At 32.5% G+C, this 12,072-nt stretch carries 13 protein-coding genes; 2 read left to right on the forward strand and 11 right to left on the reverse strand.

Features of this window, described 5'->3' with window-relative positions:
• Position 1: 1 nt before the first annotated feature.
• Positions 2-415, reverse strand: a complete 414-nt coding sequence (locus tag DMR38_RS10730) for a hypothetical protein (protein WP_127721316.1) — start codon at positions 413-415, stop codon at positions 2-4.
• 123 nt (positions 416-538) lie between these two features.
• On the opposite strand from DMR38_RS10730, the gene lexA reads away from it, so the two are divergent.
• Together lexA and dinB are read left to right on the forward strand one after the other, a co-directional pair.
• Complete coding sequence (gene lexA / locus DMR38_RS10735; RefSeq protein WP_127721317.1) at positions 539-1,156, forward strand: transcriptional repressor LexA; 618 nt, start codon at positions 539-541, stop codon at positions 1,154-1,156.
• A gap of 43 nt (positions 1,157-1,199) precedes the next feature.
• Positions 1,200-2,414, forward strand: a complete 1,215-nt coding sequence (gene dinB / locus DMR38_RS10740; RefSeq protein ID WP_127721318.1) for a DNA polymerase IV — start codon at positions 1,200-1,202, stop codon at positions 2,412-2,414.
• Positions 2,415-2,488: 74 nt separating this feature from the next.
• On the opposite strand, the gene DMR38_RS10745 is transcribed toward dinB, so the two are convergent.
• The 10 genes from DMR38_RS10745 to DMR38_RS10785 form a co-directional block, all read right to left on the reverse strand.
• Positions 2,489-2,818: a hypothetical protein gene (locus tag DMR38_RS10745; RefSeq protein ID WP_127721319.1), complete on the reverse strand. Its 330-nt coding sequence runs from the start codon at positions 2,816-2,818 to the stop codon at positions 2,489-2,491.
• A gap of 186 nt (positions 2,819-3,004) precedes the next feature.
• Positions 3,005-4,294 (reverse strand): oxalate/formate MFS antiporter, encoded by a 1,290-nt coding sequence (gene oxlT, locus DMR38_RS10750; RefSeq protein ID WP_127721320.1) that lies wholly within the window; start codon positions 4,292-4,294, stop codon positions 3,005-3,007.
• Positions 4,295-4,470: 176 nt separating this feature from the next.
• The gene (locus DMR38_RS10755; RefSeq protein WP_127721321.1) at positions 4,471-5,415 is read right to left on the reverse strand and encodes an oxalate oxidoreductase subunit beta; all 945 of its coding nucleotides are present in this window, start codon (positions 5,413-5,415) and stop codon (positions 4,471-4,473) included.
• A 19-nt stretch (positions 5,416-5,434) separates the two neighbouring features.
• Positions 5,435-6,625 (reverse strand): oxalate oxidoreductase subunit alpha, encoded by a 1,191-nt coding sequence (locus DMR38_RS10760; protein ID WP_127721322.1) that lies wholly within the window; start codon positions 6,623-6,625, stop codon positions 5,435-5,437.
• Positions 6,626-6,656: 31 nt separating this feature from the next.
• Positions 6,657-6,950 (reverse strand): 4Fe-4S binding protein, encoded by a 294-nt coding sequence (locus DMR38_RS22135; RefSeq protein WP_207670756.1) that lies wholly within the window; start codon positions 6,948-6,950, stop codon positions 6,657-6,659.
• Between the two features lie 30 nt (positions 6,951-6,980).
• Positions 6,981-7,619: an oxalate oxidoreductase subunit delta gene (locus tag DMR38_RS10765; RefSeq protein ID WP_207670757.1), complete on the reverse strand. Its 639-nt coding sequence runs from the start codon at positions 7,617-7,619 to the stop codon at positions 6,981-6,983.
• Between the two features lie 817 nt (positions 7,620-8,436).
• On the reverse strand, positions 8,437-9,117 hold the full coding sequence (locus DMR38_RS10770; RefSeq protein WP_127721323.1) for a GntR family transcriptional regulator: 681 nt from the start codon (positions 9,115-9,117) through the stop codon (positions 8,437-8,439).
• A gap of 185 nt (positions 9,118-9,302) precedes the next feature.
• Positions 9,303-9,755: an Lrp/AsnC family transcriptional regulator gene (locus tag DMR38_RS10775; RefSeq protein ID WP_127721324.1), complete on the reverse strand. Its 453-nt coding sequence runs from the start codon at positions 9,753-9,755 to the stop codon at positions 9,303-9,305.
• A gap of 172 nt (positions 9,756-9,927) precedes the next feature.
• Positions 9,928-10,953 (reverse strand): methylcobamide:CoM methyltransferase MtbA, encoded by a 1,026-nt coding sequence (locus DMR38_RS10780; RefSeq protein ID WP_127721325.1) that lies wholly within the window; start codon positions 10,951-10,953, stop codon positions 9,928-9,930.
• 30 nt (positions 10,954-10,983) lie between these two features.
• Positions 10,984-12,060: a uroporphyrinogen decarboxylase family protein gene (locus DMR38_RS10785; RefSeq protein ID WP_127721326.1), complete on the reverse strand. Its 1,077-nt coding sequence runs from the start codon at positions 12,058-12,060 to the stop codon at positions 10,984-10,986.
• Positions 12,061-12,072 lie beyond the last annotated feature (12 nt).

Here is a 12,072-nt window from a genome sequence, read left to right on the forward strand (position 1 = left end):
CCTACTTCTTTTTCTTTTTAATTTTTATAAGTCCAGGATAATCTTCGTAAGTTATGTTTTTGCATTTTTCGCTATCTTCTAAAATTTCTTTTAATCCATCTATGTCATCGATAAATTGTACATTGATTTCGTCATCTTTTAGATCTACTTGTAAATTTTCATCATCATCTAATTGAGAATGAGAGTCATCATTATTTCCTGTGATGTTTTCTAAATCTTCCTCCTGATATTCCTTTATTTCATCTTTATCATCTATAATTTGGTCAATTTTTATGGCCTTCATATCATACCCTTCCATTTCAAGGCATTTGCCGCAGTTGTCACACTTTTTGTTTGAATCTAAATCGCAGACTTCACATTCACCGCAATTATTGCAGGGCTTTTTTTTATCAAATATGCAGTATTCTCTATTCATACATAGTACTCCTTTAAATTTTATATTAATATGTATATTAATAAAATCAGTATAGAACATAAGTTTGATATTTGTCAACTTATATGATATAATTCACATAAGTAAATTAGAGGGGTGTTTTTAATGACAGAACACAATCGAGATAGACAGTTTCAAATATATGAATTTATTAAGGCTCAAATTAGGGAGAAAGGATATCCCCCTTCTGTTAGAGAAATATGTGCAGGTGTAGGCTTAAAATCTACTTCTACTGTTCATAGTCATCTAGAAAAATTAGAGAAAAAAGGATTTATAAAAAGGGATGCCTCAAAATCTAGAACTATAGAAATTGTTGAAAAATCAATTTCTAAAAGCACTAAAAAAGAACTAATAGATATACCTATTGTAGGGACTATAACAGCAGGAATGCCTATTTTGGCAGTAGAAAATATAGAAGATGTATTTCCCCTTCCAATAGAGTATGTAAAAAATAAAAATCAGTTATTTATACTCAAAGTAAAGGGAGAAAGTATGGTAGATGCTGGTATATTGGATGGAGATATGTCTATAATAGAGCAGACTAATTTTGCAGAAAATGGAGATATAGTAGCAGCTTTAATTGACAATGAAGCTACTTTGAAGAGGTTTTTTAAAGAAAAGGATCATATAAGATTGCAGCCTGAAAATGAAAGTATGTCTCCTATTATAGTGGATGACTGTAAAATAATCGGTAAATTGGTAGGAATATATAGAAGGTACTAGATATTTACGTAAATATATAAAGAGATAAAGTACAGGTGTAAATATGCAAAAAGTTATTTTTCTTGTAGATATGAATGCTTTTTTCATAAGTTGTGAGGCAACACGTCATCCTGAAATTATAAATAAACCTGCTGCAGTAGCCGGAGATCCTAAAAATCGGGCAGGTATTATTTTAACTGCAAATTATGAAGCACGAAAATTTGGAGTTAAAACAACTATGCTTCTACATCAAGCTTTAAAGTTCTGCCCAAATATGGCTGTTATTCCTCCAGATCATCAATTTTATAAGCAAAAATCCAGAGAAGTCATGAGTATACTTTCACAGTATACTCCTTCTATTGAGCAGAATAGTATTGATGAAGCCTGGCTTGATATGACAGGCTGCGAAGGAATCTTTGGGAAGCCATTTGAGTCAGCTAAAAGAATTATGAAACACATTAACCATGAGCTAGATTTGAAATGCTCTATAGGTATATCTCAAAATAAGTTTTTATCAAAAATGGCTTCTGAAATGATGAAACCTTCAGGCATTACAGAACTTTGGAGACAGGATATTAAAATAAAACTATGGCCACTCCCTATTGAATCTATGTATGGAGTTGGTAGGCAAACTGCACAAAAGCTTCAAAGAATGGGAATTAAGACTATTGGCGATCTTGCACTTTTTAATAGACGATACCTTATAAAAAAGCTTGGCAAAATAGGCACTGAGATTCACCAACTTGCAAATGGTATAGACACCTCTTCCGTAAGGCCACATTTAAAAAAAGATATAAAATCAATTAGCAAATCCACCACTCTAGGTGAAGATATTTCAGATATGGAACGTGCTAAAATTATTTTGATGAAACTTTCCGATGAAGTTGGAATGACTGCACGTAAATACGGAAAAAAAGGCCATACAGTACAAATTAGCATCAAGTATTCTAATTTTCAAACTATTACTCGGCAAACAACAGTACCTGCAACTTATCTAGTTAAAGAAATTTATTCTACTGGAGTTAAGCTTCTTGAAAAGAACTGGAACCCACAATTGCCAATACGATTATTAGGGATAAGTCTTAGTGGATTTAGTGAAGATACTAGTGCACAGCAGATATCAATTTTTAATATGAAAGAAATTGAACGTAAAGAAAGATGTATAAGAGATGTGGATAAAATTGACAGAATAGAAAATACCATTGATAGTATACGAAAAAAGTACGGCTATTCAATAATTAATCGCGCAATATTGATGAAGAAAAATAATAAAGATTAATTTTTTTTAGGGAATACAAATGTGTTTTGTACATATGTTTGTATCCCCTATTTTTATTTGGGTTGAAATATTTTTTACTGTAAAGTTATATTTTTACCTGGTGGTGTAATTGCATCTGAAATATTTTTAATTGAAAGATCTGTTATAGCTTTAAAAGGATTTCCCTGTTTGAACACGACGACTATTGGAGTTTCATCTTCACCAATTCCGTATTCATCAGGTATGGTTTGCCCAGTAATATCCATTGTACCGCAGCTTATGTTGCCATGGGTTTCCGAAAACCGTTCTATTATGTCAAACATCTTATTCTGGTTTTGTGTAGAAGGACAATAAAAACCTATTGCAGAATAAAAACTATCCTCTATGAAGCCCCCAAAATTGTTATCATCTAACTTTTTTAACATTGTCAATTACCTCCTATATACTATTTATAATATATAAATAGTATTTGGTATACCAAATACTATTGTAATAACTTCCATATTGTGATATACTACAAGAAACAGAGAAAATATTCGGCAAAATATTTTCTCTGTTAAAGAGAAATTTAATGAGTTTAAATATAATGGTTAATAGCTGTATACTCAATATTATGGAGCTACGGGAGTTGTACCTTTAATTTGTTTTCTTGTAGGCTTTGGTATCTTAGGTAAAATTACAGACATTATGCATGCATAAAGTGAAAACAACGCTGCAACTGTAAATACAACAGACCAACTGTAGTGAGCAGCGAGTGCAGCTCCTAAACCGCCACCTAAAATAGAAGCAAATCCTTTACCACTATATATAAATCCGTAGTTAGTAGCAGCATAAGTTGAACCAAACATATCAGCATTTAATGATGGGAATAAACTAAATAGTTGACCCCATGTGAACATTATACACATCAAAAGAACTATATATAATACACTATTTTTGCTTCCTAATATAGGTAATAAGAATAGGAAGACTGCATTCAAACCGAAGGACAAACACATTGTTCTTGTACGACCTAACTTATCTGAAACTGATCCCCAAAAAACTCTTCCTACACCATTTGCAAGGCTGTTCATCATAACTGCAAGTACAATAATTGAGGAAGCCATTCCTAATTGTTTACCAAAAGGTTTTGTATTTGCCGTAATGATAAGTCCACCAACACTGATAGATAAGAACATTGTCCATATAAGCCAAAAATGTGGAGTTTTTAATACTTCACTAGGACTAAATCCAATTTTCTCTGGATTTGCTTTAGCGGCTTTCTCTTTTTGGCTAGGCATTTTTGAACCAACAGGATAACGCAAAATGAATGCAATAATTACAACGATAACACCTTGAAGTATACCTGTAAATCCAAAGGCTTGTGCAACACCACTAGAATCTAAAACTTTTTGAATTATAGGAACAAAAGGCATTGACCCTATTCCAAAAGCTCCTGCTATTAAACCTGAGGCAAGTCCTCGTTTATCCGGGAACCAACGAACTGCAACACTAACAGATCCACCATAAATAATTGCAGCTCCAACTCCTGCCATAGCATAGAAGAAATACAAACTAGCAACAGAAGTTGCCTGACCAAGCATAGTCCATCCACTACCAATTAATATACCCGCAAGAGCGAACATCAGTTTTGTACCAAACTTATCAAGCAATAATCCACCAACTGGTTGAACAAAGGTTTCAAACATTATAAACAAAGTAAAAGCATACTGAACAGCAACTAAAGACGAGTGCAGTGACTTAACTAACGGAGTAGTAAATAAAGTCCATGCATATTGAAGGTTGGCAATCATTACCATGGCTAAACAAGCAGAAATCAACTGAACCCAACGGTTACCTAAAATTGACCCATATGCATTTTGATTTTTAGAGATAAACTCAGTTTTGTTAAAATCAGACATACATTTTTCCCCCTTTAATATATATTTAGTTACAGTTAATGTAAAGTAGTACATATTTTAACATCAAAGTTAAATAACCCCGGATCCGTTATATTGGCCGGGGTTACACAACAATTGAGTGCTGTTGAAGACCTTGTGAAATCAAGACATATAGTATACCCTCAATTTGAAAAATATTATTCTATTGTTTGGGATATAGTATTTTCTACTCCAACTTCTTTCAAACGTTGATTTGCAAATTGTTGAAGCTTTTGGATATGTTCTGGCTGCAGATGACTAAATCTCCCCTGATATTTAATATATTCACTAACTGGTTTGTATTTAGCTGGTTTTATAGTGAGCTTGTATTCGCCGTCAACAAGTTCGTACAGCTGTACCATTCCTGTTTCTACTGCTAACTTGGCAACTTTTACTGTCTTTTCTGCCGGGAAACTCCATCCTTTTGGACATGGGGCATGAATATAAAGGAAAGCAGGTCCTTCTGCATTGCAAGCTTTACGTACTTTATTCATTAAATCAACAGGATATCCTAATGAAGCAGTAGCTAAATATTTTAATTCTGGATGTCCGTGTGCCATAATCTTTGTAATATCTTTAGGCATAAGTTTTTTACCTTCTGGAACTACAGGTCCGGCTGGTGTGAATGTAGTCCATGCACCATATGGTGTAGTTGGTGAAGCTTGTATTCCCGTATTTGCATAGGATTCATTATCGTAGCATATAAACACTATATTATGTCCCCTATAAAAAGCTGCAGACAGGGATTGTATTCCTATATCAGCTGTACCACCGTCACCGGCCATAACAATAATATTTGGATATTCTGCATCTGTTTTATGTTTTCTAATCATTGCCTTATAGGCTGCTGCTATACCGGATGCAACTCCACCGCCACCGGTAATTTGTGCATGTACCCAGGGAACAGCCCAAGGACCACAGCCATAACTTGTATTTGCAACATACATACAACCAGTAGGTCCGATGAAAATTGTATTTTTACCGGCAGCTTTAGCCACTAATCTATACTGCAGAGCAGGGCCGCAGCCTGCACAGGTACGGTGACCTGGAACATAATATTCTTCCACTGGTGCTTGTTTAATAGATTTAATTTGTTCTAACATTTAACTTTCCTCCCCTCATTTATAGTTCAAATGGTGCCCAATAACTTTGTTTTTCAATTTTACCTGTTTTATTTACCTCTTTCAGTATGTTAAACATCTTGTAAAATTCATCATGGGTAATCATTGATCCACCTAAACCTGCAACAAATCCTATTGTATTAACTTTTTCATCATTATTGTATAAAGCAGCCCTGGCTTCAGTAAGTAAAACTCCTGCTCCACATGAAATTCCAAAGTTTACTGAGTTGTCAACTACGCCTACAACTTTAAATCTTTTTAAGCATTCTCTAACTTGTTTAGTCGGGAAAGGACGGAAGGTACGAAGTCTAACTACCCCAACTTTTTCTCCAAGGTTACGCAGGTGCATTGCAACATTTTTTGCTGTTTCAGTATGTCCACCCTGCATGAAAATAACTATCTCGGCATCGTCAGTCATATATTCTTCCAACCATGGATTATATTTACGTCCAAATGTTTTAGCAAATTCATCATGAACTTCTTCAATTACTTTATAAGTACCTTCTACAGCTAAATGACGCTGGTATTGTGTACCAGGACCCATTTCAGGTTCCATCTGTGCACCGATAATTTGAGGATCCCTTGTGTCTAAAACATGGTGGTTCTTATACGGTGGTAAAAATGAATCAACCTGTTCCTGTGACGGTACATCAACTTCACCAAGTATGTGGGATACAAAATATCCATCCTGGCAGGCATATTGAGGTAATAGAACTCTAGGATCTTCACCTATTCGGTAGTACATAAGTGTCATATCCAATGCTTCCTGTGGTGTAGATGCCCATCCTTGAATCCATCCCTGGTCACGACAGCACAGGGCATCTGTCTGTTCAGATCCAAAATCTCCTGGCGGGTCTAATGTACGGTCGGCAATGGCCATTTGAAGGGGCAGCCTTTCACCTGATATTGGAGAATAAACTTCCATTGCATAAGTAACACCTACTCCTGAACTACCTGTAAAAGCACGGGCTCCTGCAGCTGAAGCACCATAGACAATACTTAATTGTCCGTGTTCACCTTCGCCAAGAACAAATTCAGCATCCAGCTCTCCATCTGCTACCATTCGTGCCAGCTCTGACATGATTCCGGTATACGGACGAATTGGATAGGAACATATAACATCTACATTAGCTAACTTAACTGCATTAGCTGTTGCAACACAACCAGACATTCTTTTTATATTAGTTTTCATTATTTCAATTCACCTCCTATGTGATATGAACTTAATCTTCAAAATCCAGTTCAGGAACCAGGCTGATTGCTCCAACAGGACACATCTCGGCACATATTCCACAACCTTTGCAATATTTTAGATTAAAATTAATAGGACTGTCTTTAGTCATAAGATTTACACATGAATCAGGACAGCTAATCCAGCAAATCTGACATTCTGTACACTTCTCAGCATCCAATATTGGTCTCCTTGTACGCCAGTTGCCAGTAATCATTCCTTCATTTTCTTTTTGTGGTGATTTAACAGTTCCTGCAAAAGGAATCTTTTCATATGGTACAGCCATTTTACAGCACCTCCTCAATATTTTAATATTTTATAAAGTATTTGTATCTACAACAACAGCTTGTTCATATGCTTTTTTAGCAGCACTCTTATTTACAACAATTTTTAATAAATCATCCATCTTCACAATTTCGGTACCTTTGACAATAGCAGCAGCTAATGCTGCACCCATACCTTTACCTATACCGGATGCATCTGTTGCACCTTCTGCACCTGAAAGTGTAATAATGGATTTTGACAGCTTATTGGCATCTATTGTTATAATTTTTGAAAGGTTTTCTGTATTTTTTTTGATAAATTTGAACAAGTACTCAGGCGCCCTCTTAGTATTAATTACAAGAACAGCCCCGGGTCTAATTCCAGCTAAAATGTCAATCCCCTTAACAAGAGTTTCTTCTGTAAGTGCAACAATATCTGGAGTTTCATTTTCATAAACATATTTGGATTCGATTGGTTTAGGGCTAATTTTACCATAGGCCCTTACGGGAACATAGATACGGTCAGGAAGGTCAACATAATTTTCCCAGGCTTGAACACATTTACCTTCTAGTGCGGCAGCTTCAGTTAGAGAGACAACTACATCACGAGCTTCTTTGTTTTCATATACTCCTCTTCCCCAAACTGTGATTTGCTTTAAATCTGGTTCAGCAAACAAATTTTTATTTGTCACTATTCTCCACCTTCTTTTTTAATAATTTGAACTTGGTAATGTACACAGCTGTAAAACTGCTATTTGGGGGCAATCACCTCCTCAAATTTCTTTTTATGTTTCACCTCAGTAATGGCTTGATTAAAGATTTTATCATCTATTTTAATCTTTAATCCTGTTTTAAGTGCTTTTCTAAGTGCTATGAATGAAGACTTATGAGCCTATCAGTTAAATTATTTACTGTGTTAGACCTAGAACGATATATGGCATCGATTTCATTGAAAAGCAAAGTACCTTTTGGAAGAGTAAAATTATATTCTTTACACAATTTAAAATTGTGAAGAGAAACGTCTAGTAAAGTTTTTAAAAATTTAATTAAACAAAGTTGAATTTTAGTGTTTTTGTATTATTAAATTTGGTATACAGTATACCAAATTTAAGTAAAAAATTTTAATGATATATTATATATATTGTTTAAGATTTAAAATTATTACAAGTTTGTAATATGCAATGAGAATATTAGAACAGATAGTTATTGGATAAATATTAACTATAATATTTGTTACTATGAAAAGTAGTGTATGGTATTTGGTATACCATTCCTTGATAAATTATGCTGTATTATATATTTTTAACGCCTCAAGTAATTATAAAATGCTTTGAATTCATCGTCATACTTATATAATATCACAGATAATTAATTATTTCAATATTTTACCTTAAAATATATTGTATTCATAATAAGATAAATATTAATAATAAGTCAAGTGCCTTTGTAGGCCTTACTATTTGCTCTATTTATAATATTTATAAAATATTATAAATATTATAAATGTTATTACTGTTTTTTTAAATATGCCATTTTTAAAAATACTTCATTGGATTTTTCAATGTGTCTCTTAGCCGAATTATATGATTTATTACTATTATGCTGACGCAAGTTTTTGATGATTTCATTATGTTCAGTAAACACTTCCTGAAGTCTACCAGACTTGGTGTAGGTTAGTTTTGTAAATTTATTAATGTATTCACGAAGTGTACTAACAAAATAATATAAATGTGGACTTTCTGCAGCTTTATAAATAACTTCATGAAATTTTCTATTTAATAAAATTGATTTGGAAACGTTTCCTTTTTGGTACTCTTCTAACATTTTATTGTTAATAGAATTTAAACGCTCTAATTCACGTTCTTTTATTTTTGAAGCTGCAATACTACAGCTGAGAGCTTCTAATGATATTCTAATTAACTGAATTTCTTCTATATCTTCTTTAGTAAATCCAGAAACAACCACCCCTTTGCGGGGAATATGAGTAACTAATTTCTCGATTTCAAGTTTTCTAATGGCTTCTCTTACTGGGGTTCTGCTTATTTTTAATTGCTCTGCAATATTACGTTCTATGAGACGTTGACCTGGTTCTAATTTTCCATCAAGAATAGCATTTCGCAAAATGGAAAATACTGAATCTCTAATATAACCCATATTATCAAACTTTATGGGTGAAAATTCATAAGTCAATTTATTTTACCTCCTTTAAAAATTTCCTGATATGAAAATTGATGATATACTTTTACTACATTAAGAAAAGTATACCATCAACAGCTTTAATATGTCAATTTATAGTAACTATATTAAAAATATTAAAAATATCTAAAATTGTATAACTATGAAATTTGCAATTATATTAAACTAAAAAACTATTTTTAAATTTTATCAGGTGGTATTGAATAATTATTTTTAATGGTAGAAAGTGTAACTATAGTTTTAGTTCTTAATACACCCTTAATCAGTTTTATTTCATTTAAAATCTTTTCAAGAGTTTCTGTGTCTTCAGTAACAATTTTTAATGCATAATCAAAATCACCGGTTAAGTAGTGACATTCAATTATTTCATTTTCATTTTGAACAAATTCTACAAACTTGTCTGTAAAATTTGGATTTTTAAGACTTATAAACATTATTACTGTAATATTCTTATTCATTTTTTTATTGTTAATTATTATGGTGTATTTTTCTATAATCCCAGATATATCAAGCTTTTTCAACCTATCACTTACTGCAGGTATTGATAAATTAATTTTACTGCTTATTTCTGAAGCTGAAATTCTCGAATTTTCCTTTAGCAATTTTAATATATTAACATCTATAGCATCCATATTAAGCAAAACCTCTTTTTTAATTTATTAAATATATTATAGTATATATTTTAAATTATTAAATATATTTTAGATAATAAAATAAAGAAATAAGGTTAAAATAGCGTTTAACCTTATTTCTTAAAACTTTTTGTATAAAATTCATTGAATTTCCTAAAAATTTTAATTTACATTATTCTTTTTTAAAATTCCTAGCTGTTTGTACCATAGCTTGTATATTTTTCAGTGGAGTTGTAGTTCCCAAACCACAAGCTGGAGACAATATATGGACACCGCTTTTTAAACAATTTTTTGACAAGCTAGTTACTTCTTCTAAAGAACTATTTTGAAGAGAAAAAGTACTTACATTTCCCATTATGGCTTTATTTGTTACATTTTCACACATTTTCTTTATACTAGTTACAGCATCAAAACTTATAGCATCACTATGAAGTTCGTTTAATTCAGTATAAATACTTTTTAATCTTCCACATATATGAACTATAATACCGTATTTTGAATATTTACTTAATCCATCAATTATTTTATTTATATAAAAAAGTCCATATTTTCTAAAAGTCCTAGAACCTAATATTTCACCTGTTCCGCTTGGATCTGAAATAGTGATTAAATCAGCTCCTGCATTTAACTGTGCCTTCCCAAAGTTTATAAGATTATCAGTTACAAAATCCATCATTTCATGGGATTCCTTTGGTTTTACTATAAGTTCTTTATAATATTTAACAGGTTCCATAAGTGATGATGCGGTACTAATAGGGCCTGTTAAATTAGCTATAATAGGCACATCTGCATTCTTATCTTTTAAAAGTTTAATTGCATCTAATACTACTTGAGCTCTGCCACTGTTAATATCTAAATTCTTTAGTTTTTTCCACTCAGTTACTGAATTAATAGCATAAGAAGAAATTCTAGGCTCGCTTATTTTTGTTCCTAAAAATACTTTTGATCCCATACTTTCAGCTTCTATAGTCATGCAAAATGGCACTCCAAAATTTTCAAAGCCTCCATTTTTGTACATACCTGCAGCCAAATCCGCCATTATTTTGGAATTCGTATGAGCTTCTGGCCATTTACAATGGGTTAAGTCCATTACTTCTTCCACTATCATGTTCATCATTCCTCCAGGACATATACAAGGAGGCCTATCAACTTTTTTTCCCTTAAGAGCTAATCTAAGCCTTTCTTTTTCAGATAACAAAAAAACACCAACCTTTATTTTGAATTTGTGTTATACAATAAATGATTTTACCTTTTCAACATCTATTGGATATCCAATTTTTCTAACAGTATCCATCATTAATTGTATATTTTCTGAAGGGGTTTCTACAGGTAAACTACAACCGGACATTACCACATAACCTTTTAAACTATCATATCCATCTAATACACATTTGGCAACTGTATTTATAATTTCCTGTTTTGTGCCTCCATACATTATATTTGAAGGATCTACATTACCCATTATTTTTACTTTATCGCCCAGTTCTTCTTTACATTCTCTTAAACTTTCTACATTGTCCATACTAAAACCACTGACACCTATTTCAGAAAGTTTCCTAACATATGGCCATATTTTTTTAGTCTTACCACATATATGAAGCACGCATGTTTTCCCTTGAGACTGTATGAACTGTATAAATCTTTCTAGGTAAGGAATGCAAAATTTTTCAAAAAGTTTTGGACTAATTACAGTACAAGAGGATAGAGGTTCTGAAATAGTAATAGAAAGTCCTAAACTCATTACAACTTTTGCGTATTCTATACACGTCTGTAAGGAAAGTTCACAAAGTTTATGTACGGCCTCTGGATTTTTAAAAAATAGTCTTGTCATCTTTTCTATTCCTACCAGGAAAAAGGCATTTGAAAATGGTCCTACTATACCTCCAGAGCAAGCAACTTCTTTTCCAATTTTATCAACTAAATACTTCATTGCCTCAATATACACGGGCAATCTACCATCTTTATAAGGATTTGCTATTTTTATTTTACCTATATCGTCAATATTTTTTATGGCTGGTTTTAAGAGATCAGCAGTATTATCTTCTGGAAATGTAAGCTCACATCCCATAGCTTCTGCCCAAGCGTATAAATCTGTGAATACTCTTAATCCATCCATATGAAATTCTTTATACGCTGCTATTTGTGCCTCAGCTATAGCTTGTCCACTGGTATTAAAATCTGAAATCTTACAGCCATAAATTCTTGCTACGCCGTTAGCTATATTAGGATTGCAGGGTAATCTATCTACTTCTTGCTTTTTATTTAATGCTATAGATCTTTCTATAGGCGTCATTTGATCTTCCATAATTTTTATCTC

This window comes from Clostridium sp. AWRP, from assembly GCF_004006395.2.
Taxonomy (GTDB): Bacteria; Bacillota; Clostridia; order Clostridiales; family Clostridiaceae; genus Clostridium_B.

Excerpts from the sequence above, each read along its gene's own strand:
- DMR38_RS10730 (WP_127721316.1), bottom strand. The coding sequence starts at position 415 with ATGAATAGAGAATACTGCATATTTGATAAAAAAAAGCCCTGCAATAAT.
- lexA (WP_127721317.1), top strand. The coding sequence starts at position 539 with ATGACAGAACACAATCGAGATAGACAGTTTCAAATATATGAATTTATT.
- dinB (WP_127721318.1), top strand. The coding sequence starts at position 1,200 with ATGCAAAAAGTTATTTTTCTTGTAGATATGAATGCTTTTTTCATAAGT.
- DMR38_RS10745 (WP_127721319.1), bottom strand. The coding sequence starts at position 2,818 with ATGTTAAAAAAGTTAGATGATAACAATTTTGGGGGCTTCATAGAGGAT.
- oxlT (WP_127721320.1), bottom strand. The coding sequence starts at position 4,294 with ATGTCTGATTTTAACAAAACTGAGTTTATCTCTAAAAATCAAAATGCA.
- DMR38_RS10755 (WP_127721321.1), bottom strand. The coding sequence starts at position 5,415 with ATGTTAGAACAAATTAAATCTATTAAACAAGCACCAGTGGAAGAATAT.
- DMR38_RS10760 (WP_127721322.1), bottom strand. The coding sequence starts at position 6,625 with ATGAAAACTAATATAAAAAGAATGTCTGGTTGTGTTGCAACAGCTAAT.
- DMR38_RS22135 (WP_207670756.1), bottom strand. The coding sequence starts at position 6,950 with ATGGCTGTACCATATGAAAAGATTCCTTTTGCAGGAACTGTTAAATCA.
- DMR38_RS10775 (WP_127721324.1), bottom strand. The coding sequence starts at position 9,755 with ATGGATGCTATAGATGTTAATATATTAAAATTGCTAAAGGAAAATTCG.
- DMR38_RS10785 (WP_127721326.1), bottom strand. The coding sequence starts at position 12,060 with ATGGAAGATCAAATGACGCCTATAGAAAGATCTATAGCATTAAATAAA.